The organism is Niallia sp. WK069_GA_01, assembly GCF_983173855.1.
In genome coordinates this window covers 1,900,834-1,926,713 of the sequence record NZ_OZ470138.1, presented here as the reverse complement: position 1 = coordinate 1,926,713, position 25,880 = coordinate 1,900,834, and the positions used below count along the sequence as shown (strand labels likewise).

Annotated in this window: 28 protein-coding genes; 7 read left to right on the top strand and 21 right to left on the bottom strand. The window is 34.8% G+C overall.

All coding sequences use genetic code 11. From position 1 onward, the window contains the following. Positions 1 to 465: 465 nt before the first annotated feature. On the bottom strand, positions 466 to 1,104 hold the full coding sequence (locus AC5LWL_RS09065) for a helix-hairpin-helix domain-containing protein (protein WP_493434010.1): 639 nt from the start codon (positions 1,102 to 1,104) through the stop codon (positions 466 to 468). Between the two features lie 89 nt (positions 1,105 to 1,193). On the opposite strand from AC5LWL_RS09065, the gene comER reads away from it, so the two are divergent. Both comER and AC5LWL_RS09055 read left to right on the top strand, forming a co-directional pair. After that, positions 1,194 to 2,027, top strand: a complete 834-nt coding sequence (gene comER, locus AC5LWL_RS09060; protein ID WP_493434009.1) for a late competence protein ComER — start codon at positions 1,194 to 1,196, stop codon at positions 2,025 to 2,027. 326 nt (positions 2,028 to 2,353) lie between these two features. Then, positions 2,354 to 3,820 carry an IS1182 family transposase gene (locus tag AC5LWL_RS09055; RefSeq protein WP_493434008.1) on the top strand — a complete coding sequence of 489 codons (1,467 nt, stop codon included), beginning with the start codon at positions 2,354 to 2,356 and terminating at the stop codon, positions 3,818 to 3,820. A 255-nt stretch (positions 3,821 to 4,075) separates the two neighbouring features. Here AC5LWL_RS09055 and AC5LWL_RS09050 read toward each other — a convergent pair whose 3' ends face one another. The 8 genes from AC5LWL_RS09050 to AC5LWL_RS09015 form a co-directional block, all read right to left on the bottom strand. Then, entirely contained in the window at positions 4,076 to 4,825 is a 750-nt protein-coding gene (locus tag AC5LWL_RS09050) for a class I SAM-dependent DNA methyltransferase (RefSeq protein ID WP_493434007.1), read from the bottom strand. Beyond that, complete coding sequence (gene rsfS / locus AC5LWL_RS09045; protein WP_493434006.1) at positions 4,822 to 5,178, bottom strand: ribosome silencing factor; 357 nt, start codon at positions 5,176 to 5,178, stop codon at positions 4,822 to 4,824. The genes AC5LWL_RS09050 and rsfS overlap by 4 nt, the downstream gene beginning before the upstream one ends. A gap of 4 nt (positions 5,179 to 5,182) precedes the next feature. Then, complete coding sequence (gene yqeK, locus AC5LWL_RS09040; RefSeq protein WP_493434005.1) at positions 5,183 to 5,749, bottom strand: bis(5'-nucleosyl)-tetraphosphatase (symmetrical) YqeK; 567 nt, start codon at positions 5,747 to 5,749, stop codon at positions 5,183 to 5,185. Further along, positions 5,739 to 6,311 (bottom strand): nicotinate-nucleotide adenylyltransferase, encoded by a 573-nt coding sequence (locus tag AC5LWL_RS09035; protein ID WP_493434004.1) that lies wholly within the window; start codon positions 6,309 to 6,311, stop codon positions 5,739 to 5,741. The genes yqeK and AC5LWL_RS09035 overlap by 11 nt, the downstream gene beginning before the upstream one ends. A gap of 21 nt (positions 6,312 to 6,332) precedes the next feature. Beyond that, positions 6,333 to 6,626 carry a ribosome assembly RNA-binding protein YhbY gene (gene yhbY, locus AC5LWL_RS09030; RefSeq protein WP_493434003.1) on the bottom strand — a complete coding sequence of 98 codons (294 nt, stop codon included), beginning with the start codon at positions 6,624 to 6,626 and terminating at the stop codon, positions 6,333 to 6,335. Continuing rightward, positions 6,627 to 7,457 carry a shikimate dehydrogenase gene (aroE, locus tag AC5LWL_RS09025; RefSeq protein ID WP_493434002.1) on the bottom strand — a complete coding sequence of 277 codons (831 nt, stop codon included), beginning with the start codon at positions 7,455 to 7,457 and terminating at the stop codon, positions 6,627 to 6,629. It lies immediately after the preceding gene. A gap of 326 nt (positions 7,458 to 7,783) precedes the next feature. Further along, positions 7,784 to 8,887 (bottom strand): ribosome biogenesis GTPase YqeH, encoded by a 1,104-nt coding sequence (gene yqeH / locus AC5LWL_RS09020; protein ID WP_493434001.1) that lies wholly within the window; start codon positions 8,885 to 8,887, stop codon positions 7,784 to 7,786. Next, positions 8,888 to 9,406 carry a YqeG family HAD IIIA-type phosphatase gene (locus AC5LWL_RS09015; RefSeq protein WP_493436574.1) on the bottom strand — a complete coding sequence of 173 codons (519 nt, stop codon included), beginning with the start codon at positions 9,404 to 9,406 and terminating at the stop codon, positions 8,888 to 8,890. Positions 9,407 to 9,996: 590 nt separating this feature from the next. Here AC5LWL_RS09015 and AC5LWL_RS09010 point away from each other — a divergent pair. Then, positions 9,997 to 10,137, top strand: coding sequence for a sporulation histidine kinase inhibitor Sda (locus AC5LWL_RS09010; protein WP_016202937.1), 141 nt, complete (start codon positions 9,997 to 9,999; stop codon positions 10,135 to 10,137). A 427-nt stretch (positions 10,138 to 10,564) separates the two neighbouring features. Here the strand turns inward: AC5LWL_RS09010 and AC5LWL_RS09005 are convergent, their stop codons facing one another. Further along, entirely contained in the window at positions 10,565 to 11,389 is an 825-nt protein-coding gene (locus tag AC5LWL_RS09005; protein WP_493434000.1) for a phosphatidylserine decarboxylase, read from the bottom strand. Positions 11,390 to 11,511: 122 nt separating this feature from the next. Between AC5LWL_RS09005 and pssA the strand changes: the two genes are divergently transcribed. Then, positions 11,512 to 12,051, top strand: coding sequence for a CDP-diacylglycerol--serine O-phosphatidyltransferase (pssA, locus tag AC5LWL_RS09000; protein WP_493433999.1), 540 nt, complete (start codon positions 11,512 to 11,514; stop codon positions 12,049 to 12,051). Between the two features lie 87 nt (positions 12,052 to 12,138). Here pssA and AC5LWL_RS08995 read toward each other — a convergent pair whose 3' ends face one another. Next, a complete protein-coding gene (locus AC5LWL_RS08995) occupies positions 12,139 to 13,932 on the bottom strand; it encodes a M3 family oligoendopeptidase (RefSeq protein WP_493433998.1) in 1,794 nt (597 codons plus the stop codon). A 252-nt stretch (positions 13,933 to 14,184) separates the two neighbouring features. On the opposite strand from AC5LWL_RS08995, the gene AC5LWL_RS08990 reads away from it, so the two are divergent. Then, positions 14,185 to 14,391, top strand: coding sequence for a DUF5316 family protein (locus AC5LWL_RS08990; protein ID WP_493433997.1), 207 nt, complete (start codon positions 14,185 to 14,187; stop codon positions 14,389 to 14,391). 773 nt (positions 14,392 to 15,164) lie between these two features. On the opposite strand, the gene AC5LWL_RS08985 is transcribed toward AC5LWL_RS08990, so the two are convergent. Beyond that, positions 15,165 to 15,380: a hypothetical protein gene (locus AC5LWL_RS08985; RefSeq protein WP_493433996.1), complete on the bottom strand. Its 216-nt coding sequence runs from the start codon at positions 15,378 to 15,380 to the stop codon at positions 15,165 to 15,167. 243 nt (positions 15,381 to 15,623) lie between these two features. Beyond that, on the bottom strand, positions 15,624 to 16,397 hold the full coding sequence (locus tag AC5LWL_RS08980; protein WP_493433995.1) for an N-acetylmuramoyl-L-alanine amidase: 774 nt from the start codon (positions 16,395 to 16,397) through the stop codon (positions 15,624 to 15,626). A 244-nt stretch (positions 16,398 to 16,641) separates the two neighbouring features. On the opposite strand from AC5LWL_RS08980, the gene AC5LWL_RS08975 reads away from it, so the two are divergent. After that, entirely contained in the window at positions 16,642 to 16,959 is a 318-nt protein-coding gene (locus AC5LWL_RS08975) for a hypothetical protein (RefSeq protein ID WP_493433994.1), read from the top strand. A 99-nt stretch (positions 16,960 to 17,058) separates the two neighbouring features. Here AC5LWL_RS08975 and sigK read toward each other — a convergent pair whose 3' ends face one another. Beyond that, a complete protein-coding gene (gene sigK, locus AC5LWL_RS08970) occupies positions 17,059 to 17,775 on the bottom strand; it encodes an RNA polymerase sporulation sigma factor SigK (protein WP_493433993.1) in 717 nt (238 codons plus the stop codon). Positions 17,776 to 18,130: 355 nt separating this feature from the next. Between sigK and AC5LWL_RS08965 the strand changes: the two genes are divergently transcribed. Then, positions 18,131 to 20,068, top strand: coding sequence for a fructose-1,6-bisphosphatase (locus AC5LWL_RS08965; RefSeq protein ID WP_493433992.1), 1,938 nt, complete (start codon positions 18,131 to 18,133; stop codon positions 20,066 to 20,068). A 306-nt stretch (positions 20,069 to 20,374) separates the two neighbouring features. On the opposite strand, the gene AC5LWL_RS08960 is transcribed toward AC5LWL_RS08965, so the two are convergent. The 7 genes from AC5LWL_RS08960 to AC5LWL_RS08930 form a co-directional block, all read right to left on the bottom strand. After that, on the bottom strand, positions 20,375 to 20,515 hold the full coding sequence (locus AC5LWL_RS08960; RefSeq protein WP_493433991.1) for a YrzI family small protein: 141 nt from the start codon (positions 20,513 to 20,515) through the stop codon (positions 20,375 to 20,377). Positions 20,516 to 20,548: 33 nt separating this feature from the next. Further along, positions 20,549 to 20,698 carry a YrzI family small protein gene (locus tag AC5LWL_RS08955; RefSeq protein WP_493433990.1) on the bottom strand — a complete coding sequence of 50 codons (150 nt, stop codon included), beginning with the start codon at positions 20,696 to 20,698 and terminating at the stop codon, positions 20,549 to 20,551. Positions 20,699 to 21,110: 412 nt separating this feature from the next. Further along, positions 21,111 to 21,716: a LysE family transporter gene (locus AC5LWL_RS08950; RefSeq protein WP_493436573.1), complete on the bottom strand. Its 606-nt coding sequence runs from the start codon at positions 21,714 to 21,716 to the stop codon at positions 21,111 to 21,113. Positions 21,717 to 21,826: 110 nt separating this feature from the next. Then, a complete protein-coding gene (locus AC5LWL_RS08945) occupies positions 21,827 to 22,249 on the bottom strand; it encodes a DUF2000 domain-containing protein (RefSeq protein WP_493433989.1) in 423 nt (140 codons plus the stop codon). Further along, positions 22,246 to 23,076: an AraC family ligand binding domain-containing protein gene (locus AC5LWL_RS08940; RefSeq protein WP_493433988.1), complete on the bottom strand. Its 831-nt coding sequence runs from the start codon at positions 23,074 to 23,076 to the stop codon at positions 22,246 to 22,248. Before AC5LWL_RS08940 ends, AC5LWL_RS08945 begins: the two co-directional genes overlap by 4 nt. A gap of 184 nt (positions 23,077 to 23,260) precedes the next feature. Then, positions 23,261 to 23,506: a YrhC family protein gene (locus AC5LWL_RS08935; RefSeq protein WP_493433987.1), complete on the bottom strand. Its 246-nt coding sequence runs from the start codon at positions 23,504 to 23,506 to the stop codon at positions 23,261 to 23,263. A gap of 1,239 nt (positions 23,507 to 24,745) precedes the next feature. Then, complete coding sequence (locus AC5LWL_RS08930) at positions 24,746 to 25,879, bottom strand: bifunctional cystathionine gamma-lyase/homocysteine desulfhydrase (protein WP_493433986.1); 1,134 nt, start codon at positions 25,877 to 25,879, stop codon at positions 24,746 to 24,748. Position 25,880: the final 1 nt, after the last annotated feature.

The window sequence follows — 25,880 nt, the reverse complement described above, 5'->3', positions numbered from 1 at the left end:
ACCTAAAAAAAAGGTAATACACACCCTCATTTAGTCCTCAGCCGGTATTTTTTGCCGATCTTCTTCAGAGTATGCCCCTGCTATCTTCTCGCATGTCCCGCTAATTCCATAGGAGTCTTCGTGTACTTCGGCTGCACCCTGTTTATATACTGAAGAAAACTGCTTCTTTTTATGTTCTATTGTGCAAATTTGTTTGCATGGATATCCGGTTTCATTCTTATAACTGAACTTTTTTATTCTAGCCTTCAAGTAAAAGTTCTATAGCTCATTATAACGTGTTACTTTTTTTAAAGGTAGTAAACTTTTTACATTTATTATACTATCGTTAGAAAATAAGCTGTTAGGACAGCACATTTTATCTTTTAATCTGTAAGAGGTTGTTCAAAAAGTCCGGTAAAAATGCCGCGTCGAATTTCTTCGTTTTACCCTCCTTTTTAAACACGCACTGTAATGAAATTCTTCTGATTATTTTTCATTCACCTTTATTAAATCGGCTAATTTTTCATATGTTTTTTCGCCGATCCCACTGATTTTTTTTAAATCTTCTTTTGTTGAAAAGCCACCATTTTCTTCTCTATATTGGATGATTGTTTCTGCTTTAGCCGGACCAATTCCCGGTAATGTCTCTAAATCTGCTGCAGTAGCCTTATTTAATTCAATCAAATCATCTTGCTTCCCATTTACTCCTTCTGCTCCAGCATTTGAAATACCCTGTATATCTTCCTCTCCTTTAAAAGGAACATATATGACCATTTCATCTGCTACTTTTAATGCAAGGTTTATACTTTTTTCTTCTCCTTTTTCTGTTATACCTCCAGCCCTTTTAATAACATCAACGACTCGTTCTTCTTTCTTCGCTTCATAAACGCCAGGATATTTTACAGCACCTTTTACATCGACAATGATTGTTTCTTCCATATGTTTATTATCCTCTTCAACTGCAGAATCATTTTCAGGTAATGCTTCATTTCCTTCACTACTTTGAATGGTTATTTTTTTCTCTTGTTGATTATTTTTGATAAATGGATACAAAAAAATCAAGAGGATTACCGCAATAACCACACAACATAATGCAGCAGATTTATTATTCTTTATCCAATTCATGACAATAAATCTTCCTTTCTTGGTATATTCTTTTCAAACGATTCATATCGTTATATGAGAAACCGCTCATTATAGGGGGGGAAGGAAAGATGAAAATCGGAATAATTGGAACAGGGAACATGGGGAGTATTCTTATTGAAGCAATGATTGACGGAAAGGTCATCTCTCCCAAATCAATGCTTATTCATAATCGAACAAAAAACAAAGCATTAAAATTAAAAGAGACTTTTTCCGACATTGTTGTTTATGATGATTGTATAGAGTTAGTAAAAGAAGCTAACCTTGTATTTTTGTGTATAAAACCACATGATACTTTTCATGTATCAAAACAAATTGCCCCATATATTACAAAGGATATGTGTGTAGTTACTATCACAAGTCCTATTAATCCAGAACTGCTGGAGCTTTTTTTCGATTGCTCAGTTGCTAGAATTATACCTAGTATTACTAATAGAGCACTTGCTGGTGTATCATTATTTTCCTTTGGAAATCAGTGTACCGAAGAATGGAAAAAAACGTTAACAACCGTGTTTGATTCATTTTCTACACCATTGATAATTGAAAATAATGTTACGAGAGTCGCATCCGATATTGTTAGCTGTGGTCCTGCATTCTTCAGCTATTTGACACAGAGGTTTATTGATGGAGCAGTAGAGGAAACGGAAATCGATAACATTACTGCAACAAAATTAGCGAGTGAGATGTTAATTGGGCTAGGCGAGTTATTAAAAAAGGGATATTATACATTGCCAACATTACAAGAGAAAGTTTGCGTTAAAGGCGGAATAACAGGGGAAGGAATCAATATACTTGATCAACAACTTGGTAATACGTTCAATCAATTATTTCAAGCTACGCATCATAAATTTGAAGAAGATTTACAGAAAGTGAAGCTTTCGCTGGAGAACCAAAAAGATTGCTGATTTTTTCGCTTTTGATCTACTGTTTATTTCGATAGTTTTATGGGGAATTCCTTCTTTTATTCTATATTTTTTCAAAAGAAAAAAGATGACCGGAAAAATAAATCCGTGTCATCTTTTTATTAGTGTTGTTTGCTCTCTCAATGAGTCCGCAGCCGGAATACACTTCGCTTTCCATGGGGCGGGCGCCGAGCCTCCTCGGAGTAAACTCGAGGCCACTGAAAAAGTCCTTTTTTTTACTTAGGAAGTCGAAAGTTCATTCTAAATGACCTTTTGACTGCCTTTTGTTTTATAATGAAGAGATCAAATGTATGTAGGTGGTATATAAAATGATTTCCAATCAAGAATCTTTCACACTTAGTCCGTTTTTATCTATTTATGATTTCGTTGTTCCAAAGGATAATATGCTTCGCCAAATAAATGAGCTAGTGGATTTCTCATTCGTTCTCGAAGAATTAAAGACAAAATATTGTCTGGTAAATGGTCGCCATGCCGAGCCGCCGATCCGTATGTTCAAGTATCTCCTTCTAAAATCAATTTTTGATTTGTCAGATGTAGATGTAGTGGAACGTTCTCGGTACGATATGTCGTTTAAATTCTTTCTCGATATGGCACCAGAAGATGCCGTCATTGATCCAAGCTCGTTAACGAAATTTCGTAAACTCCGTCTTCAAGACGTGAGTTTATTAGATATGCTAATCGGCAAGACAGTGGAGATTGCATTGGAGAAAGAAATCATGAAAAGTAAAACCATTATTGTAGATGCTACCCATACAAAAGCGCGTTATAATCAAAAGTCACCGAAAGAATTTTTACAAGAAAAATCCAAAAATGTCCGAAAAGCCGTCTATCAAATAGACGAATCCATCAAAGAAAAATTCCCGCAGAAAACAACTTCTAATGAAGTAAAAGAGGAGTTGGATTACTGTAAAGACATCATTTCTGTTGTGGAATCCGAACCACAAGTCGCTTCCATCCCTGCCGTTAAAGAGAAACTGAATGTGCTAAAAGAAGTGGTGGAAGATTATACAGAACAACTACATTTTTCAACGGATCCAGATGCACGTGTGGGGCATAAATCAGAGGATTCTTCTTTCTTTGGATATAAAACACATATCGCGATGAGTGATGAGCGAATTATAACAGCGGCAGTAGTGACAACAGGCGAAAAAAGCGATGGAAAATATCTTCAAGAGTTAATAAAGAAAAGTAAAGAGACAGGAATGAAAATAGATACAGTTATCGGGGATGCAGCTTACTCCGAGAAAGATAATATTCGCTATACGAAAGAAAATGAGCTGGAACTTGTTTCTAAATTACATCCTCATATTACCCATGGAGCAAGGACAAAAGAAGAAAAATTTTCCTTTAACAAAGATGCGGGAATGTATGTCTGCAATGCAGGTCATATGGCTATTCAAAAAAAATATGATGAGCGAAAGAATCAAGATAAAAACCCTCGAATCAAGTACCTTTTTGATATTGAAAAATGTAAAGTTTGTCCTTTTCGTGAAGGATGTTATAAAGAAGGAGCGAAAAGTAAGTCCTATTCTGTGACCATCAAATCAACGGAACATAAAGAACAGGAGGAATTTCAAGGTACGGAAAAATTCAAAGAACTAGCGAAAACTCGCTATAAGATTGAAGCGAAAAATAGTGAACTAAAACACAGACACGGGTATGAAACAGCCTCCTCCTCGGGTTTATTTGGTATGCAAATTCAAGGAGCGACAGCGATATTCGCTACCAATCTCAAACGAATAATCAAATTAATGCAAGAAAAAGACAACAAATAGAAAAGAATACGAAAGAAAATAGGCAAAAAAAGAAAGTTTTCTGTCAAATTTTTGACAAAAAGCTTTCTTTTTTTTCTATCGTAAATTACTAAAAGAAAAACAATAGGTTTTTCAGTGGCCTCGTAAACTCCTGCGGGGTCTCGCCTGTCCCGTAATTCCCATAGGAGTCTTCGTGTATTCCGTCTGCTTATAAATTTAAGAAAACTGCTTCTTTTCATGTACCAAGGTGTGAATTAATTTATTTACCTGAGTATGTTATTGTGATTTTTTGCAAAAGAAGAAGATTCTTTCTGCCTTTTCTTTTACTTCTTCTTTATCAAAGTCTGCCGCTATTTTCAGAATAGTAAATCCAGATTCTGACAACCAATTTTTATACTGATCTATCGAGAAAGTTCGCTGAAAATGCACTTCATCATAGCGATTATACTTTTCAGTAGCAGGATCCAACTCAAAGAAAGTAAGCTCATGCTCTACGCTATCTGCATATTCCCCTTCATAACATTGCCAAATTAAACTTAAATCATCATCATTTAACGCATATGTTTGGTTATTAAAAAGGGTATTCATTTTGTATACGGAATGAATATCAAATACAAATAATCCATCATCCTCTAAATAGCGGTGAACACCAGCAAATGTTGCCAGTATTTCTTCTTCTGTTTCTAAATAATTTAATGAATCACAGAAAATCCCAATGATATCAAAAAGAGGAAGCCCTTCTAATGCGGACATATCTTGTTCCAAATAGAAAATAGATTGTCCTGCATCATCTGTTTTTCCTTGAGCAACACTTAACATATCCTCAGAGAGATCAACACCAGCAACTTGAAAACCGGCTTCTGAAAATTTAATGGAGAGCTCTCCAGTACCACATGCCAAATCCAATAATTTTTTCCCTGATGGCTGAAAGTCCTGATGTGCTTGTAAGACCAGCTGCACCCACTTGTCATATGGTACGTCACTCATTAACTTATCATAAAGATAAGCAAACTTTCCGTATGTCATTGACTAATCTCACTTTGGATATTTTCAGCAGGTGCGTCTCCCCATAATCGCTCTAAATTATAATAGGATCTTTCATCACGATGGAATACATGAACAACAATATCCCCTAAATCGACAAGAATCCACTTTGCTTCTTGATATCCTTCTAAACGTTTAACGTTTACACCAATCTCAGCGCATTTGTCTTTAATCTCACCAGCAATCGCCTGTACTTGTTTATCTGAATTTCCATGGCAAATAATAAAATAATCAGAAACAAGTGAAATACCTTTCATATCTAAAGCAATAATATTTTCCGCTCTCTTATCATCAGCTGCCTTCACAGCAGTTAAAAGCAATTTACGTTCTTCCATTCCATCAATCCTCCATATTCATTACGATGCTATTGTACATTTGAAAAGTTAAAGGAAAAACTGGACGATTATTTGTTATTAAAAAATTCATCGTGTTTTTCACAGACGTTATAAATCCTTTTTCAAAATTAGCAGCTGTTAGTTCTCTTACTTCCTCTACACCAGGAAATTTTCTCCCTGGCTCTATATAATCAGCTAAATAAACGATTTTTTCCAACATACTTATACCTGGTCTTCCAGAAGTATGATATTTTATTGCATCAAGTACTTGTTTGTCTTTTATGCCTGCTTCTTTTTCTACAAGATAAGCTCCAACAGGTGCATGCCATAATTCAGGATGAAATGTTAATAATTGTGGGTCCATTTTTTGCTCCATGATTATTTGCTGCATTTCCTCTTTTGGACGAAATTTTGCATAATCATGAAATATTGCAGCAAGTTCCGCTTTCTCCACATTTTCACCAGTCTTTTCAGCTAACTTTATTGCTGTATCCATTACTCCTACCGTGTGCAAATATCGCTGCTCAGTCAATTGTTCCTTTACAATAGCAAGTGCTTGTTCACGTTTCATAAAGGTGATTCTCCTCAATATAGCTCTTTACTTCCTCTTTTACCAAATACTGAATGGTCTCTCCGTTTTTTAAACGATTCCGAATTAAATTAGAAGAAATATGAACGGATGGAACTTCCACATACCGAATTGCATAGTCTGTTTCCAGTTTATAATCCGGTCGATTTACACTAATAAATTGAACCATTTGTATTAATTCTTCTATTTTATACCATTTCGGTAAATATTCAACCATATCAGCACCGATGATAAAATGAAACGCTAAATCTGGATGAGCTTCTTTTAAAATTTTCATCGTTTCATATGTGTAAGACTTTCCTTTGCGCATAAGCTCTATCGGCTGAATTTGAAACTGGGAATGACCTTTTATCGCCAGCTTTAGCATTTGCAAACGATTTTCATTAGATACCGTTCCTGTTTTTATTTTATGCGGAGGTTCTTGATTTGGCATAAACCATATCTCATCTAATTTTTCATGATGCAATACTTCATTTGCAATGATGAGATGCCCAATATGAGGAGGATCAAAAGTACCTCCTAATATTCCTATCTTTTTTTTCAACAAAATCCCCTCTTCTGATCATTAAGATGGTAAGTTAATCGTTTTATTTTCAGATGATTCTTTGTATAAAACAATAGTAGAACCGATAAGTTGTACTAACTCTGCTTTTGTTCCAGCTGCAAGCTCTTCGGCTATTGTTTGTTTATCTTCGTCACAGTTTTGCAAAATGCTTACCTTTAGTAACTCTCTTATTTCCAAAGCTTCTCCAATTTGAATAATCATATTGTCGTTTACTCCGCCCTTCCCTACTTGGAAGATTGGATTTAAGTGATGTGCTTTAGCACGTAAAAAACGTTTTTGTTTCCCTTTTAGCATTTATTTGCCTCCTAATTGTTTTAACACATTTCTTTTCATACGTTCTATATCAGGAAAAATACCTGTCCATTTTTCAAAAGCCAATGCTCCTTGAAGCACAAACATATCTACTCCATTTTGGGTTTTTGCTCCTTTGTTTTTAGCAGCTTGTAATATCTTTGTGTTTAATGGATTATATATTATATCACTAACAAAAGCATTATTGTTTATATTTGAAATATCTAGCGGCACTTCCTCGACATTTGGGGACATCCCAATAGAGGTTGTTTGAATGATTAAATCATATTTCCCACAATTTTCTTCTGCAGCTTTTTTGTCTACTATTTCTGTTTCAACCGTATATGGACAATTCTTTTTTAGTTGATACGCTTTGTCTAATGATCGATTAGTTATATCCATTTGTCCTACACCGTGGTGGGCTAATGTTAAATAGATGCCTCTTGCTGCTCCGCCGGCTCCAACCATCAAGATTTTCTTATCATGAAGAGTTGTTAATTCAGCTAATAATCCTCGTAAATAGCCACTTCCATCTGTATTATAGCCAATCCACTTGCCAGCTTCATTTACGACTGTATTTACTGCTCCAATGGCTTCACTTAATGGATCAAGTTCATCTAAAAATGGAATGAGATCTGTTTTATGTGGTACTGTTATATTAAATCCTTCCACATTCATTTCCCTTAACTGCTGTAAACCTTCTTTCAACATCCCTTTTTTAATATGAATCGGCTCAAAAACAGCATCCATACCATAAAATTGAAATAGATCATTATGCATAACAGGTGACATAGAATGTTGAATAGGATCTCCAATAACCACATATTTCTTCATTTTTAACTCTCCCCAGTTTCTGTTTATAATACTTGTTCAAAAAGCCTAAAATGGAACGCAGACATTCCATTCTCTCCTTTGCGGACTTTTCGAACAACCTTCTCTCTCTATAAGTGCGTGTTCAAAAAGGAGGATAAAAAGGACCAAGAAGTCCGAGACGGATTAGCTTTCTGTATCGATATTCCGCAGAATGTGGTGACTTCAACGTTGCTCACATGACGTGAGCGTCTTTAGTTGAAGATCCTCTAGTTAATACGTAAGAAGCGGAAAATCAAACCAATGAAGAAATTCGACGTGTCATTTTTACCGGACTTTTTGAACAATCTCTATATTAAAGATTTTCTAACTAAAGCATGAACCCCTTTTGGAACATATACAGATACTTTTACATTCGCCTCATTTACAGTAATCCACCCTAATCCTGAAAAGACAACATCTGTTTTTGCTTCTTTTATTATAAAATCATGCCTAACCAGCTGTGGAAATTCATCTAACTGATCTTTTCGAGGTGGCGCCAACATTTCTCCAACATGTTTTTCATACAATTCATCTGCATTTTCTGTTTTTGTGCGATGGATGTTTATTTCATTTGAGAAATAGCAGACAAAAGCCTGTTTTTCACCTTTCACAAAATCAAATCGTGCTAATCCCCCAAAAAATAATGTTTGTCCATCTTCAAGCTGATAGATTTTTGCTTTAATTTCTTTTTTTGGTGTAATATATTTCAGGTCTTTTTTATCTACATAATGTGCCATCTGATGATGATTAATAATTCCAGGAGTATCTACTAAGGCCTTTTCATCAGCTAATGGAATTTCAATAATATCCAATGTGGTTCCTGGAAAATGAGAGGTTGTAATAATATCCTCTTCCCCAGACACTTCTTTTACAATCCGATTAATAAAGGTTGATTTCCCAACATTTGTACACCCTACAACGTAGACATCTTTCCCTTGTCGGTAATATTCAATTGCTTCTAACACCTCTTGGATCATTTGCCCTTTCTCTGCACTTACTAAAAACACATCCTCAGGTCTTAATCCAAGATCTTTAGCCTCTTTTTTCATCCAATTGATGACTTTTTGCTTCTTTACCGATTTTGGCAAAAGATCAACCTTGTTGCCAACAAGCAATAATTTATTTTTTCCTATAAATCGATGAAGTCCTGGCAGCCAACTTCCATTAAAATCAAAAATATCGACAATTTTTACAATAAGACTGTCTCGTTTTCCAATCTCGTTTAATATTTTTAAGAAATCGCTGTCTGTTAACGATACATCTTGAACTTCATTATAATGTTTTAAACGAAAGCAGCGTTGACAAATAATTACTTCCTTTTCTAATGCTGAAGGTGGAGTATACCCTAATTGTTCTGGATTATCTGTTTGTATCTCGACTCCGCAGCCTATACAATGTATTTTTTCTGACACTTATTGATCCTCCCAAGTTATTTTTCCTTTTTTTCGAAACCAATTTAATATTCTTCGTTCAATTCTGCGATTTATTTTAGTCATAAAGCCATCGGTTTGGGCAACTGGCACAACTAAAATCGTATGAAACCCGTTTCGATTTCCACCAAGTACATCCGTTAATAATTGGTCCCCAATCACTACTGCTTCTTCTTTTTTTATGCCCATTTGCAGTATCGCTTTTCGAAATGCTCTTCCCATTGGTTTTCTTGCTTTAAATATAAACGGTATATTTAAAGGATCGGAAAAAGCTTTCACTCTTCCTTCTTTATTATTTGAAACAATTGTTACTTTTATCTTATTTCTTTTCATTTCTGCAAACCATTCCATAATCTTAGGGGTAGCAAGGGGGCGATCCCATTCTACTAACGTATTATCAAGATCCGTTATTATCCCTTTTATGCCTTTTTCTTTTAAAAGATCAGGAGTTATCTCAGAAATGCTTTTTACATGCTGATCTGGTAGAAAGTGATTTAACAATTTAGAACACCTCTTTATCGTAATTGCATCATTTAAAAAATATCGATTCTGTTCCATTACCATTTTGATATTCACAAGAATCCGTAAAATTGCAGTAAACGAACTGCCGAGGCTTACCTTATCTCTCGCTTTCTGCACAGGAGAGGGTCAAGCTGCCACGCAATAGCAATTCCTTTTTCATGAAGAACAAAGTTATATTATACCTTTTCCTCTCCTGAAAAAGTAGATATGATAATTTTTTTTAAAAATATCAAAATACTTTTCGACAAAATACGCATTTTTCAACATATGTGGATAACATTATACACATATTACACACTGTTATTAAAACAACCCTTCCACTTTTTAACATGTTAATCACAGGTTATCCACTTGTTATTGTGGATATCAGAACAGTTGTTCTAACTGTTTATTTTTGTTAAAGTAAGACTATAAGCAAAACGGAAATGTTTCTAATCGAATAGATAAGTCAATCATTCCCTGCAACCAGCTGTCAACTATAAACAAAAGTTTCTTCTTTCTTATTGATTTTGAAGAAAGGACAAGCTGTTTTTTGTACATACTACTTTAATGAATGGAGGTGTTCTGACATGCGTAAACTGTCAGATGAATTGTTAATTGAGTCATATCATAAAGCCAGAGAGCTGAACCTTAGCCCAGAGTTTATACGTCTCATTGAAACAGAGATTCACCGACGTTCATTAAGTAATAAAATAAAAGTTTCTTCTTAATAAAAATGCCCAACCCTTGAGTTAATCATATCTAACAGCTGACTCAGCTCTATTATGGAACGAATCGTTGTGAAATACCGAGTTATTAATTATCGATAAGACTTTTTGTTTTTAATAGAAGTGCGTGTTCAAAAAGAAGGATAAAAAGGACCGAGAAGTTCGAGGCGGTTTAGCTTCGAGCATCACAGCGTACGGTGTTAATACGTGAGAAGCGGAGAAGCAAACCAACGAAGAAATTCGATGTGTCATTTTTACCGGACTTTTTGAACAACCTCTAGAAAAAAGAATAAGTGCGGGTTTAAAAGCAACAGCCTTAGTAATAAGCAGTGAACAAACAATTCTCAACAGCACGGGCGCCATAAGGCTTGTGTGGTTGAGAATGGTCATAAAATAACGACTATACGCTCGTTATCATTCATTCCAAAACCTAGTTATTACTGCCTAGGTTTATTTTTTTATCCATGTTTTCCCTCGTTAAATTACCAATTACTTCACCTATTTTAACTGGATATGGGGTAGAAAGGAAGTCTTTGCTTATAAATGTTCCTTCTTCAAATAATAAAATAACCGTTGATCCAAAAGAAAAGTAAGCCATTTCTTCCCCTTTTTTTAGCTTTTCCCCTTTATGTGACAAAACAATGGAGTTAATGAACATAGCACCAACTTTTATAATTGCAGCAAATTGATTATCCGCTGTTTTCACTTCCGTAATGGTGCGGTAGTTTTTCGCAAGTGTATCCCTTCCATATTTTATTCCCCATTTATTAACAGGATAAGACTTCGATCCTAACGTCCATTGTTTTACTATCTCTCCTTCAACAGGACTATGTATCCGGTGGTAATGACTTGGACTTAAATAAAAGATTATGTATGTACCACCTGCATATTTCTGTACGCTTTTTTCACTTCCCAACATTTCTGAGATCGAATACCTTTTATCTTTAACAGTGATTGTATGTTCCCCACTAATTATTCCCATCTCTTCAATGATAGCATCTACAGGGCTGATAACCTCTTCCACATCTGCCTTGCTGGTTCTTACTCCAGGTTTTAATTTCCTAATAAAAAATTCATGCAGGTTTTTATATTCCTTTATATTTTTTTCCATCTCTTTTATATTTATTTGGTATAGCTTTGCAAAAGACGGAATAATAATGGAACTAATCCTAGAATACGCAAACTTTTTAATCAAATAAGAGCTCCATTTCCCATTCGTTAATTCTATTAAAAAACGATAAAAAAATGATTTCAATAAAATGATCCCCCAATAATTTATAGATTTTTCTTTACGAACAATCATATAGTACATTAAAATTATATATTATTATATAATAAAATACTTGTATGAATTTATTCATACTAGGAGTGAATGAAATGTTTTTATTGGATTTTTTAGACCAAACGGTTAAAAAATTAAAAACACAAATAGCAAATTGCCTTACATTAACAAATTTATTCTTAGGTGGATTTTCTATTATTTTCAGTTTAAAAGGACATATTCAATTAAGTCTGCTATTAATCTTCATTGCTGCCCTTACAGATAGATTAGATGGCATGACTGCAAGAAAATTTAACATTGAATCAGAACTAGGAAAGCAATTAGACTCTATGAGTGATATTGTTTCATTTGGAGTAGCACCAGCCCTGTTAATCTATCAAGGCATATTAAATGAGTTGGGAGCTCCTGGTTCTTTTTTTACTGTGTTATATATTTGCTGTGGAGCTTTTCGTTTAGCACGATTTAATATTACCGAAAATAATGGTTATTTCACTGGACTGCCAATCACTGCTGCAGGTTGTATTATTACCTTTTTCAGTTTATGGATTAATTTTATTCCTCCACATATTTATTTGTTTTTAATGCTAATCATGTCTATCTTGATGATTGGTAATTTCAAATGGAGAAAAGTGTAAACAACACTTTAATAAAAAAGAAGATCCTTCTGCCAATGCTCGCTGCAGAAGGATTTTTTTTATTCATTCTCTAAACTGGATGACTCTTTATTTCGTTAATGCCAAGAACTCTTCTACATCATCTATACATAATTGAACAGCACTTTCCCAAAATGATTCTTCCGTTAAATCAACACCTAGATGCTTTTTCGCTAGTTCTTCTACTGTCATACTTGCTGTATCCTTTAATAAAGCAATATATTTTTCTTCGTAACCTGTTCCTTCTTGTAATGCTTTGGCATAAATGCCAAGAGAAAATAAATAGCCAAATGTATACGGAAAATTATAAAACGGAACGCCAGTAATATAAAAATGTAGCTTCGATGACCAAAAAGATGGATGATACTCCTCTAACGCCTCTCCATATGCTGTTTTTTGTGCTTCTAGCATTAGTTCATCTAATCTTTCTTTACTCACTATTCCTTTTTTACGCTCTTCATAAAATTTTGTTTCAAAAAGAAAACGTGCATGAATATTCATCAACAACGCAATAGAACGCTGAATTTTATCTTCAAGTAAACTTAGCTTTTCTTCCGCATTTGTGGCATTTTTTACAGCTGCATCTGATACAATCATTTCCGCAAAGGTAGAAGCAGTTTCTGCTACATTCATCGCATAATTACGATTTAATGTGTGCATATCCTTCATTGCATATGTGTGGAAGCCATGTCCCAGTTCATGAGCCAATGTTGATACATTAGATGTCGTACCAGAATAGGTCATAAAGATGCGGGATTGACTGCTCTCTGGAAAATAGGTATGAAAACCACCAGGTCTCTTTCCTTCTCTATCCTCCGCTTCAATCCATTTATCCTCAAACGCTTTTTTAGAAAATGACGTCATCTTTTCTCCAAATTGAGAGAAATGATTTAAAATAAAAGCTGCTCCTTCTTGATAGTCCATTTTCGACTCTACTTTACCTAACGGAGCATCTAAGTCATACCAGCTTAGTTTATCTACACCGAGCAGTTGGGCTTTTCGCTCTAAAAATTGTACAAATGGCTTTTTATTTTTAGAAATAACCTGCCACATCGTTTGCAACGTTTTTTCCTGCATTCGATTAATACTCAATGGCTCTTTTAAAACATTATTCCAGCCTCTTTTTTCATAAACATTTAAACGAAACCCTGCCAGATGGTTTAATGTTTTAGCAAGAAGTGCCCCTTTCTCATCCCAAGCTTTTTCCCATTCAGAGAATACTTCCTTTCGAACATTGCGATTAGGGTTGGAAAATTTATTCGCCGCCTGTCCTACGGATAGTAATTTTGTTTGATTATTTTCTTGAAGAGGAATTTGCACTGTCCCGACAATAGTATCGTACATTTGTCCCCATCCATGATACCCGTCAATACTCAATTTATTAATAAGCGTTTCCTCTTCTTCTGAAAGCTTTTCTTTGGCATTTTTTCGTCTCTCTGATAAAACAAATGCCAACTCTGATAGGTCTTCTCCTTCTAAAAGGATATTCCATTGGTTTTCTTCGTAAGAGGATATCTTTCCATCAAATGTGGTTAATACATTTTGAAATGCAGCACTTAGTTCTGTAACCTGACCTCTTAATGCATCTGCATTTTTGTCTTTCATATTTTGTGCTTGTAAGCAGCTGACAAAAGCTCCAGCTTGTCTTATTTTTTTTACAGTCTTTTCGAATAGTCCAATGATTTCTTTGACGATTACTTGATCTTTTTTTCCATCTTTCGGATGATAGCTTTGTACTGTATCGGCGAATAATGTAATGCTTTCCTTTATTGTTTGAAGATGCTTTGTAAAGGCTTGCGAATTGCTTCCTCCTTCGAAAAATACATCTAAGTCCCAAACGGTTGAGTATGCTTTTGATGTCAAATAAATCTCTCCCTTTTTTTATATACTTCTATTATTATAGTTATATTATTTCTAAATTTCTATTAACTCTGCTTACTTGCATCATTACACTGATTACTATGTAAGTAAAAATAATCATTGATAGTTGCTTATACCTAATCGCTTTCATAAATAATAGCCTAACAATCACCAACGTAAAATCTGTAAAATTTCATGAAACGTATTTATGCTTGGATACGTATATTAATCAATGAGTGAAGAGGAGGAACATACATGTTAAAATTATTTCTTATTGTTGGTATAATTGGAATTATTATTTCAGGCATTTTTATTGGAGTTTTGTCGGATGGACAACAACAAAGAGCTACTTTTCATTCTGAAACTGCAGAGCATCGTAATTTCAGAACAAAAATAGCAATAATTTTTGGTTTGATTGGATTATCTTCTTTAGGAATTACTGGATTAATATACTTTTTATAGATAAAAATGAGCCTTTTAAAAAAGGGCTCTTATTTCATATAAATATTAACTTCTCAAACTTCGCAGTTATAAATTCCTCTTCATGTATTAGCATAACTTGGTTTAGAGCAAGTAGAAAAGGATGATTGATTCGTCTTTTTGAGTGTTTGTTTGCAAACATTATTCCTTATAAATAGGGGCAAGATTCTCGTTTCAGGATGCTCGCTTTCCGTGGGGCTCGCGCTGAGCCCACAGGAGTCTCGCACCTTCCACTCCAATCAAGCCGTTTTGCTCCATTAGTTGCTGTCGTTGAATTGGTAAAAACACCCACTTTATTGAATAGACTAAAAGCGACACATTTTAGTAGAATAACGTTGAATAATAACATAAAAAACAACGCTACTATGGTTTAGCAATCATGCCTTGCCATGAAATTCGAAGCCAAGAACTTATACTAAAACAGGGTGCTTGTAACGGAGAGTGCGAAGACTCCTGCGGGAAATATGGGAAGGCTGAGACCCCGCAAGGCAACGCCGAGGAGGCTCAAGCTTAGCCCCGCGGAAAGCGAAGCAACCCGCAGTGGAAAGCAAACCCCACACTAAAAAACAAGCCTCCCATTTTATTGTTCTTAAACCGAGTAATATCAAGACTTGCAAACGAATTTGATGGTGCGAAGTTTGAGTTAACGTTATTATTAATCCTAGTCTAAAACAAAAACAGAATCACTTGTAAAGCGATCCTGGTTAATTTTTTTATTTGCGTTATTTCTTCTATCTTCATCTCTTTTTCATTTTTTAATAAAATTGGTTCCCTATATACCAAAAACTTCCGAACACTAGAATGACAATAAATAAAATAATCAGCAAAGCATACCATGCACCACCATAGCCTGTTCCATAAGGTGCTCCATAGGGTGAAGGTGCTCCAAATCCTGCTCCTGCTGGTGGATATCCCCCAGGGACCATTGGCCCGCTTGGTATAGCTTGATAAGGATTACCATATGTCACCATTTACACTCCTCCTCTCTATACTAAGCTATTCAGTTTTTTGGATATTGTTTAGGCAATTTTACTACTATGTACATTTTTATTTAGGCTGCTTCTTAATAACCTCAATTATATAAATAACACAGCCTGAATCCGCTAAGACTTATATGGGAAGACCTTGGAGGAGACATGATAGAAAGTGAAGTGAATTCAGGCTGTGGAATACATAATGTTAATTTTTATCAACCGTTTACAAATATTTCATTACTAATTCTTCACAAGAATCGCATCGAATCCAGCTTTTTCCGCTTTAGAAACAAGTTGATTTGCATTGTTTCTTTGTGAAAAAGCGCCTATTTGAACTTTATACAATCCTTCATTGGCTATAACAATGGAATCAAAGCCCTTTTCTTTTGCTTGGGAAGAAAGGGTATCAGCATTTTTTTTATTTTTAAATGCTCCTATTTGCACCTTGTATAGATCTTTATTGACTGTATTCTCCTTTTTTTTCAATTTAAGAGCAAGCGCTAGACCATTAACATGTCCACGTGCAATAGTGGTAATAAAAGCAGTATCCTTTAGTTTGGCTGCATCAGAAGGAGTATCAATAAAGCCATTCTCTGTTAATATAGCTGGCATAGTTGTTTCTCTTAATACATGAAAGTTTGCTTTTTTTCTTCCTCGATCAGTGAATTTTGTACTTTTTATCACTTCATTGTGTATCGTTGTTTGATAAGTGGTAGTGGGTGTTCCTGTACCAGTGAACACATAACTTTCAAATCCAGTTCCACCTCCAGCGTTAATATGAACAGACAGATAATAATCGGCTCCCCATGCGTTAGCAGCATCCGTTCGTTCCGACAAACTCACCGTACTGTCATTTGTACGACTCATACGTAAGGAAATACCTTTATATTCATTTTGTAAAATATCGCGGATCTTTGTTGCAATCTGCAGCGTAATATTTTTTTCTTGAATACCGTATCCAGTTGCTCCTGAATCAGAACCACCATGTCCTGGATCAATAAATATTCTCACCAATATCATTCACCTCCTTACTAAATAGTGTATAGCTTGGACAGGAAAAATGACTGGACATTTTTGTAAATATTATACGATTATCCTCCATTTCTTCTCCATATTTTCACGATAGCATGTATTTGTGTCCACCTTCCTTCTTCCAAACGTATTCTCAATGTTCGGCATACTCTAATAAGACGAGCATAAAATATATAAAGGGACACTTCCGGCTGTCTAAGCCGGTTAATGCGAGGAGGAACTGGAAATGAAAAAAGGACTTGCAGCGATTATTGTTCTAATTTTATTGGCTTTTGCTGCCTATGTGGAGACACCAACAGCTAGTATAAATAAAGATTATGTTTATTTTTATGGAGATACAGATGAAACACAAGAAGTAAATACAGCAGAAGAATCTACGGGGGCTCCTGAGCTAGAATATAAATTAGATTCAACGATGAAAGAGGATGGTTATCTAGTAGAAACGTACAGAGAATATGAAATCTACAAAAATGACAATGGAGAAGTGGTAAAAACAATAGCAACTAATCATACACAGTCAATAAAATATGCAGAAGGAGAATAATTATTTTTAAGCAAAGTAAAAAAAGAACAAGGTGCTCCATTTTAAAGCATCCTTGTTCTATAAAAATGTTTATTTTTTCTTATAAGCTTTGTCTTCTAATTAATTATTTCTTCTTTTTTCTTTTTCCGCCCGATAAAATTCATGAAACATTTTCATTAACGCCCTTTTTTCAATTCTTGATACATAACTTCTGGAAATCCCCAGCTCTTTAGCTATTTCCCTTTGGGTCTTTTCTTTCTGCAAATCCAAACCAAACCGTCCGACAATTACTTCTTTTTCTCTGTCATCTAATACATCTATATATTCCTTAACTTTTTCTAATTCCATATTTAATTGGATTGTATTAACAACATCTTCCGACTCAGACTTTAATACATCGATCAAACTAATTTCATTTCCCTCTTTATCTTGACCAATTGGATCATGAAGGGATACATCTTTTTTGGTTTTCTTTAATGCGCGTAAATGCATTAATATTTCATTTTCAATACAGCGAGCCGCATAAGTAGCAAGTTTTGTTCCTTTCCCTTCTGAAAAACTTTCAATCCCTTTTATCAATCCAATGGTTCCAATTGAAATGAGATCTTCTGAATCCTCTCCTGTATTCTCAAACTTCTTTACAATATGTGCAACAAGGCGTAAATTATGTTCAATTAACATATTGCGAGCATGTGAATCCCCTTCAGCCATCAGTCGTAAATATTTTTTTTCGTCAGCTGCTGATAACGGCTGAGGGAACGCATTATTTTTAACATAGGAGACAAGAAATACTAATTCTTTTAGAAAAATCCCGAGCGAATATAAAATTCCAGACATTGCTCCACCTCCACATTCAAGGACATTTGCCTATACTTTATTACTATGTGAAACGGAAGATGGTTTTGCCTGTCCTGCAGATAATAATCTAGAGAAAATATTTATTTTTCAGGTTTATTTACTTTATGAAGGGGGTAATTACTTTTATTTCTTGTTTTCGTTAAACAACAGACCCTATTCTGCTGACTTTACTATCTGTTAAAAACTGTTAACTAGATAATGGTTCCTTTATCTCCGAGTAAAAATATAACGTTTTCTTTCCTAATACTTGTATAATAGATTTAAGGTTTTTTCATTTTCTATCGAAATTTTAACATGCTTAATCATAAGAACAGATCGATGCGAGGGGATGCAGATGGATACGAAATATTTGGACCTGTTAACGGAAAAATATGACTGTGAAGAAAAAGTTGTCACTGAATTAATCAATTTAGAATCCATTTTAAATTTACCAAAAGGAACGGAACATTTTGTCAGTGACTTACATGGAGAATATAACGCCTTTCAACATGTCTTAAGAAATGGCTCTGGTAATGTAAAAGAAAAAATAAAAGACCTATTTAAAGAGGAACTTTCAAAAAAGGAAGTCAATGAATTAGCAACACTCGTTTACTATCCAGAAGATAAACTATATCTTGTTAAAAACTCTTTTCAACAGAAAGAACAATTATATCAATGGTATACAGATACAATCGAGCAAATGATAAGATTGGTTTCTTTTGCTTCTTCTAAGTATACGCGTTCTAAAGTTCGAAAAGCATTGCCGAACCAATTTGTCTATATTATTGAAGAGCTGTTATATAAAAAGGATGAACTCGATAATAAAAAAGATTATTATTCCGGTATCATTGAAAAAATCATCTCCCTCGGCCAAGCAAGCAAGCTAATAAGTGGACTAGCCTATACAATCCAAGAGCTCGTTGTAGATCATCTTCATGTTGTTGGGGATATTTATGACCGTGGACCCGCTCCAGATAAGATCATGGATCGGCTAATGAAGTATCACTCTGTTGATATTCAATGGGGAAATCATGATGTGTTATGGATTGGAGCTTTTGCTGGATCAAAAGTATGTCTAGCAAATATTATTCGAATCTGCGCAAGATATGATAACTTAGATATTATTGAAGATGTCTACGGAATCAATTTACGCCCCCTTTTAAATCTTGCAGAAAAGCATTACACAGACAATCCTGCTTTTCGTCCTAAATTAAGTTCCAAAGAGGAAAATGTATCTGACGAAGGAATTTTACAAATCACAAAAATTCATCAAGCCATTTCCATCATTCAATTTAAATTGGAAATAGAGATCATTAAAAGACGACCTGATTTTCATATGAATCACAGGAAATTGCTAGAGAAAATTGATTATACGCATCATACGATTGAGCTGGATGGCAATACGTATTCATTGGAAAACACATGCTTTGCAACCATTGATCCCAAAAACCCTGGACTACTTTTGAAAGAAGAAGAACAAGTCATCGATAAGCTTTTATTTTCGATTCAGCATTCAGAAAAACTATCTAGACATATGAATTTTTTGATGAAAAAAGGCAGTCTATATCTTAAATATAATGGCAATCTATTAATTCATGGCTGTATTCCGTTGAATCAGGATGGCAGTATGAAAACAATGGTAATAAACGAAAGGGAATATAGTGGAAAACGATTGCTGGATACCTTTGAATACTATTTGAGATACGGTTTTTCTCATCCAGAAATATCAGATGATTTGGCGACCGATATGATATGGTACCTATGGTCTGGTGAAAACTCTTCTTTATTTGGCAAACAAAACATGACCACATTTGAACGCTATTTTATTAAAGAAAAAGAAACACATAAGGAACGAAAAAATCCATATTACAAATTGCGTGAACAAGAAATCATCTGTCAAAAAATTTTAGAGGAATTCGATTTAAACATAGAGCAAGGACGCATTATCAATGGACATACACCAGTAGAAGAGATAAATGGGGAGAATCCAATTAAAGCAAATGGAAAAATGATCGTTATAGACGGTGGTTTTTCAAAGGCCTATCAATCTAAAACAGGAATTGCCGGATATACATTATTATACAACTCATATGGAATGCAGTTAGTTGCACATAAACAATTTACTTCAAAAGAGGATGTACTGCATCATGGCACCGATGTATTATCCGTAAAAAGGGTTGTAGATCGAGAACTTGAAAGAAAAAAAGTTTTAGAAACAAATGTTGGCGAAAAATTATTAGAACAAATAAACGATTTAAAACATCTTTTAGAATATAGATATGTGAAACACTAATAATTTCTATTTGTAAAATAACAGCCATCAAGGGAGAATAATTTTTCTCTTGATGGCTGATTTCACAGGCAGAAAGCATGGAGATTCACTGCATTCTTTTATACTTCCCACTTCAAATTAATGAACAGTTTTCCCCTTTTTTTCTTTTTTCCTTTTCCATTCTACCGTTAATAATAAAACATAAAGATTCATAATCATTCTCCTTTATACCGTTTCGTTAGGTAGAATCTTTCTCCACCCACAGGATTGCTTGACGTCTTTGTAAAATAATAATCATAATACCTCACACCTTTCTTTTTCTAATTTTTAAAATCCACGATACATAGATATTGCTTTCACTTTATTTTCTTCCATTATTTTTTCAATCTGCTTCTCATGAAGAATTTCTTCTGTTGTCTGTTGTGCCTTTTTAATGGTAATCGTAAAGAATAAGATATTCAGTGTCATACTTTTCACCTCCCTATAAATTTTTAAAAATTCTTATAGATGCCGAGAAAAACCGCCTAATAAAATTTGCCTTTCTTTATTTTCTTCCATAATTTTATTAATGCGTTGTTCATGCAGCACTTCTTCTGTCGTTAATTCCTGCTTTTTTATTATGATTGTAAAAAACAATAAATTTAATGTCATATTATCACCTCCTGCCTCTACCTCTTTTACTAATTTTAACTAAAATGTAAAATTTTAATTAAAAAAGCGCAAAAAAACCGCAAAGAGACTAATGCTCCTGCGGCCATACTTAAAAAAGCATATAAAAAACCGCAGGACACGACTCACCTGCGGTTGGATAGACTATGATTGTTTAAACTAGTTCTTCCATTCCTTAGTGGTTGAATTCGTGCTTCTTGCATATAAAGTTGTAGTGTTGTTTCTTCCCATTAATCCAGCTACTAATCTTAAAACTTTTTGCATATCATTCAACCTCCTTTAAGAAATATTATTTACATTGGTAAGTATATCCTCCATTACCAATTTTGTAAACCCCTTTTCAGAAAAATGGGTCAATTGTTTTTTAAAATGCTAAATCCATTACCAATAAAATTCATATAACCGTTTTTACACCAAATCCTATAAGCATAATTCCAGTAGATTTTTGAAATTTCGTTTGAAAACCAGGTTTTTTTAGCCATTTCTTCACATGATTTAATAAATAAACAACAATTAAAAACCAAGTTACCGCAATAAGAGTAAGAATCAACCCTAATCCAATCAACTGTTGATTTATATTTTCATTAAGATCAATGAATTGGGGCATAAAAGTTATGTAAACCAAGATAGTCTTCGGGTTAAGCATATTACTGATTACTCCCTGTAAATAAGCTTCTTTACAATGTTGGTATGCTAACTTATTTGCAGCGCACTGATTATCTCCTTGAACATCCTCTAATGAAAGGGTACTTTTAGTAAAAAATGATCTTACACCTAAATAAAATAAGTATGCCGCTCCTAAATACTTAATAGTATTAAATAGGAGTACGGACTGGGCAATAACTAAGGCTAGCCCAAAAACAGCAATAATAGTCCAAAAAGTAAGACCAGTTGCCATACCAAGTATCGTGAAACGTCCTGCCTTTGCTCCATGCTTGAGTGTATTCTTCATAATAAGGACTGTATCCGTACCAGGAAGCATTGACATCATGACAGCCATTAGAATGAATGCTATTAAGTTATCCACTTAAATCCTCCTCGTTCTATCGTTGTTCTATTCTACTGTTATATATTCCTAAATGATAAAGTGACTGAACGTTTCGGCTCAATTTACCTTAGCAAAGAGAAACCGCCAGTTAAACGGTTTACTTTTTTCTTATCTCCATAAATTCCGACTCCAAAGTAAAGATAGTCCGTTTTTGATCGTTTCTGCATGTTCGCTATGTATTCCTCATATGTTTTACACTTTTGCGCAGCATCTGAAAAACCCACAACAAGCAAATCTGAATAAAGTGCTGTCATGGACTTCTCTCTTAGTGAAAGTAGGGTTTCCTTACTCCCGCTCAGGATAGGAACCGGTTTTTTCACAATCCCTAAATGTTCAATTCCACAACTGTCTGCTACACTTGGACCTACCAGTTCAGGAGCATGCTTTCCAAGTGTTATGCCAAGGATAGCCGCTATGTTGCCAATTATTCCTATAGGTAATTTCTCGTCAATAACTAGTACACATTTTGTTTCCATATTCTTCATCCTATTTCTCCACCACTTTCAAATACTTTCATATATTGTTTTGGTGTTAAGCCAACCTGTCTTTTAAAAAATTTAGTCAAGTGGCTTTGATCACTAAATCCTGTTAAAAAAGTCACTTCAACTGGCTTTACTCCCTGTTCCAAAAAATTTTTTGCATGATTCACCCGAATTGTTTCCAAATAGTTATAAGGAGTGATTCCCTTTTGTCTTGTAAAAGATCGAACTAAATGATATTTGCTCCATCCTGTTAAGTTTGCCAATTCATTAAGCGTAATCGTTTTTCTATAATTCGTTTCTAAATAATTACATACTATTTGAATTTCACGAGCAGTTTCAGATACCTGTGGAAAGTGTGTAAGATCAGAATACTTCCGAACAAGCACTTCTAATAAGGATAAAAATAACTCCTCTTTTTTAAACTCACTCTCTTCCTGAAAAATATTCAGATGTAGTTCTTTCAAGTTAGATACAAGCTCACTATGGAATAAAACACTTTTATTAAAACATGGAAGCTGTTCTTCTCCCTTGATTTCCAGCAGCATCTTTTTCATAACTTCCGGTTTCACATTGATGCAGCGATAATCCAGTGTTTTACCATCAATCTGCTCACAGCTATGGGTATCATAAGGATTAAACAATACTAAATCGCCTGGATTAATAATGTACTCTTCTCCCTTGCACACCAAATAACGCTGACCTTCTTCAATAAAACCAATCACATAATATTCATGAAAATGAGCAGGAAACTTTTGCATGATTCCCTTAAATCGATACGCTTCAATATGTAAATCAGAATCAACATAAACAGTTCGGACTTCCTTTACCATACACAGCTATCCTCCTATACTGTAATGACCTATTTAAAAATAGCAGTTTTTATACACTTTTTCTTGTACGATATTGACTTAAGTCTATATATAAGTTTGTCTTTAACATACCCAAAAAAATTCACACTTTCTTATCGTCAAAAAAAGAAAGGAAACTAATTCTCCTTTCTTCACCAAATAACTATTAATTTTCTTCATCTTTTATTTCATTAATATGTTGCTGGAATTTCTTTGCTTTAGCAAAAAAGAAAATCGAAGCTCCTAAGCAGAGCATTGTCATCAACATCATAATTTCAGTATTCATTTGAGATTTTTCAATAGCAGGAATGATGACACCTAAATAAAAAAAGACACCTACAGCCAATAAAACAGTCGCAAACCTTTTATAATCTACCATTTTTTCTGTTAAGTATTTTATCATATTCTCCATCTAATCCCACCTTTCACTCTACCAAACTATATGACTACTTTATCATATAACTTTATCAATATCCTTATGAAATTACTAACAATATTGGCAACAACCTTTTTTCTAAACTTCCCTATACTGGTTATTTATGTTTTTTCATATAGTTAACCCAAACTTCGCACCTTCAAATTCGTTTGCAAGTCTTGATGTTACTCGGTTTAGAACAATAAAATGGGAGGCTTGTTTTTTATTGTGGAGGTTGCTTTCCACTACGGGTTGCTTCGCTTTCCGCGGGGTGGGAGCTGAGCCTCCTCGGCGTTGCCTTGCGGGGTCTCAGCCTTCCCACATTTCCCGCAGGAGTCTTCGCACCCTCCGTTACAAGCAACCTGTTTTAGAATAAGTTCTTGTCTTCGAATTTCATGACAAGGTATGATGACTAAATACTAGTAGCGCGTTGATTTTTTATGTTTATTATTCAACGTTGTTCTCCCAAAATGTGCACTTTTAGTCTATTTCTATAAAGTGGGTGTTTTTACCAGTTTAACGACAACAACTAATGGATCAAAACGGCTTGATTGGAGTGTAAGGTGCGAGACTCCTGTGGGATTAGCGGGTTAGATGAGACCCCGCAGGCTTGCGCCGAGGAGGCTCATCGCACGCCCCACGGAAAGCGAGCATCCTGAAACGAGAATCTTGCCCCAATTTATAAGGAATAATGTTTGCAAAAAAACACCCAAAAAGACGAATCAATCACCCTTTTCTAATTACTCTAAACCAAGTTATGCTAATACATGAAGAGGAATTTATAACTGCGAAGTTTGAGTAGTTAAGTATAAAAACTATGTTGTTGCATTGCGCTACAGACACTCGCTTTCCTCTACTTCCCGTAGGAGAGGAGTCGAGTGTCTTCCGCTCCATTCCACATCGTTTTTAAAGGCTATTTTCTAAATCCTAATTCTTTTACCAAGAAAAAAATGAAATAAATTGGAAAATGAAGTAGCCTGTATACACGTAGACTCCTATGGGATTAGCAGGTTAGATGAGACCCTGCAAGCCAAGGGCCGAAGCGGCTCAGCTCGAGCCTCACGGAAAGCGAGTGTATTCAGGCTGCGGGTGATTATCACAAACCTTCTTTTTTACATAAAAAAAACCCGAAACCATGATAAGAAATATTTTCCTACATCTTCGTATCATGGTTCGGGTTTTTTTTCGGCTGGAATAATTATGTCCCAGCTTCTTTGCCGGAAATAAATCCTTCATTTATTCTAATGCCTGTTTTAAGTCATCTATTAAATCTTCCACATCTTCTAATCCAACGGAGATGCGCACCAATCCATCGGTGATGCCAAGTTCTTCTCTTCTTTCTTTCGGAATAGACGCATGGGTCATTTTAGCTGGAACCGAAATTAAACTCTCTACTGCACCAAGGCTTTCAGCTAACGTAAAATACTTTAATTTGCTTAATAATTTATCGGCATTTTCTTCCGTTCCTACATCAAAACTAACCATTCCTCCAAATCCTAAAGCTTGTTTTTTACTTAAATCATGATTTGGATGTGTTGCCAAGCCGGGATAATATACCTTTTCTACAGCTGGATGCTCTTCTAAAAATGCTACGATTTCCTTCGTACTGCTTTCATGTTCTTCCATACGAATCCCAAGTGTTTTGATGCCTCTAATAAGCAGCCAAGAATCATTGGGACCAAGAACACCACCTGTTGAATTTTGTATAAAATGCAAGTCTTCTCCTAATTTTTCATCATTTACAACGATTAGTCCAGAGACAACATCACTATGTCCGCCTAAATATTTTGTGGCGCTATGCAGCACAATATCAGCCCCTAATGGTATAGGTGTCTGCCAATAAGGAGTGGAAAAAGTATTGTCAACAATCGTTAATAATCCCAATTCTTTCGCTATAGCAGATGCAGCTTTTATATCGGTAATTTTTAATAAAGGGTTTGTTGGTGTTTCAATGTATATGGCAACCGTATTTTTTTGGACTGCTCCTTTAATATTGTCGACATTACTTGTATCAATAAATGTTGCTTCAATCCCGAATTTATTAAGCACTTTCGTCATGACGCGGAATGTTCCCCCGTATACATCATCAGTCAATAGAATATGATCTCCCTTTTTAAAGAGCAGCATTACTGCTGTTATAGCTGCCATGCCTGAGCTAAAAGCAAATCCTCTTGTACCTTCCTCTAAATCTTTAATGAGCTCTTCTAATGCATGACGTGTTGGATTGCCTGTTCGGGAATATTCATAGCCTTTATGATTGCCTACGCCGTCCTGTTTGTACGTACTAACCTGATATATTGGCACATTTACTGCTCCTGTATGTGGATCTCCCGCTATTCCGCCATGAATTAGTTTTGTTTTTCTTTTCATC

Bases quoted from the DNA above. Each gene is read 5' to 3' on its own strand.
- AC5LWL_RS09065 (WP_493434010.1), bottom strand. From the start codon at position 1,104: ATGAATTGGATAAAGAATAATAAATCTGCTGCATTATGTTGTGTGGTT.
- comER (WP_493434009.1), top strand. From the start codon at position 1,194: ATGAAAATCGGAATAATTGGAACAGGGAACATGGGGAGTATTCTTATT.
- AC5LWL_RS09055 (WP_493434008.1), top strand. From the start codon at position 2,354: ATGATTTCCAATCAAGAATCTTTCACACTTAGTCCGTTTTTATCTATT.
- AC5LWL_RS09050 (WP_493434007.1), bottom strand. From the start codon at position 4,825: ATGACATACGGAAAGTTTGCTTATCTTTATGATAAGTTAATGAGTGAC.
- rsfS (WP_493434006.1), bottom strand. From the start codon at position 5,178: ATGGAAGAACGTAAATTGCTTTTAACTGCTGTGAAGGCAGCTGATGAT.
- yqeK (WP_493434005.1), bottom strand. From the start codon at position 5,749: ATGAAACGTGAACAAGCACTTGCTATTGTAAAGGAACAATTGACTGAG.
- yhbY (WP_493434003.1), bottom strand. From the start codon at position 6,626: ATGCTAAAAGGGAAACAAAAACGTTTTTTACGTGCTAAAGCACATCAC.
- aroE (WP_493434002.1), bottom strand. From the start codon at position 7,457: ATGAAGAAATATGTGGTTATTGGAGATCCTATTCAACATTCTATGTCA.
- AC5LWL_RS09010 (WP_016202937.1), top strand. From the start codon at position 9,997: ATGCGTAAACTGTCAGATGAATTGTTAATTGAGTCATATCATAAAGCC.
- pssA (WP_493433999.1), top strand. From the start codon at position 11,512: ATGTTTTTATTGGATTTTTTAGACCAAACGGTTAAAAAATTAAAAACA.
- AC5LWL_RS08990 (WP_493433997.1), top strand. From the start codon at position 14,185: ATGTTAAAATTATTTCTTATTGTTGGTATAATTGGAATTATTATTTCA.
- AC5LWL_RS08985 (WP_493433996.1), bottom strand. From the start codon at position 15,380: ATGGTGACATATGGTAATCCTTATCAAGCTATACCAAGCGGGCCAATG.
- AC5LWL_RS08975 (WP_493433994.1), top strand. From the start codon at position 16,642: ATGAAAAAAGGACTTGCAGCGATTATTGTTCTAATTTTATTGGCTTTT.
- sigK (WP_493433993.1), bottom strand. From the start codon at position 17,775: ATGTCTGGAATTTTATATTCGCTCGGGATTTTTCTAAAAGAATTAGTA.
- AC5LWL_RS08965 (WP_493433992.1), top strand. From the start codon at position 18,131: ATGGATACGAAATATTTGGACCTGTTAACGGAAAAATATGACTGTGAA.
- AC5LWL_RS08960 (WP_493433991.1), bottom strand. From the start codon at position 20,515: ATGACACTGAATATCTTATTCTTTACGATTACCATTAAAAAGGCACAA.
- AC5LWL_RS08955 (WP_493433990.1), bottom strand. From the start codon at position 20,698: ATGACATTAAATTTATTGTTTTTTACAATCATAATAAAAAAGCAGGAA.
- AC5LWL_RS08950 (WP_493436573.1), bottom strand. From the start codon at position 21,716: ATGGCTGTCATGATGTCAATGCTTCCTGGTACGGATACAGTCCTTATT.
- AC5LWL_RS08945 (WP_493433989.1), bottom strand. From the start codon at position 22,249: ATGAAGAATATGGAAACAAAATGTGTACTAGTTATTGACGAGAAATTA.
- AC5LWL_RS08940 (WP_493433988.1), bottom strand. From the start codon at position 23,076: ATGGTAAAGGAAGTCCGAACTGTTTATGTTGATTCTGATTTACATATT.
- AC5LWL_RS08935 (WP_493433987.1), bottom strand. From the start codon at position 23,506: ATGGAGAATATGATAAAATACTTAACAGAAAAAATGGTAGATTATAAA.
- AC5LWL_RS08930 (WP_493433986.1), bottom strand. From the start codon at position 25,879: ATGAAAAGAAAAACAAAACTAATTCATGGCGGAATAGCGGGAGATCCA.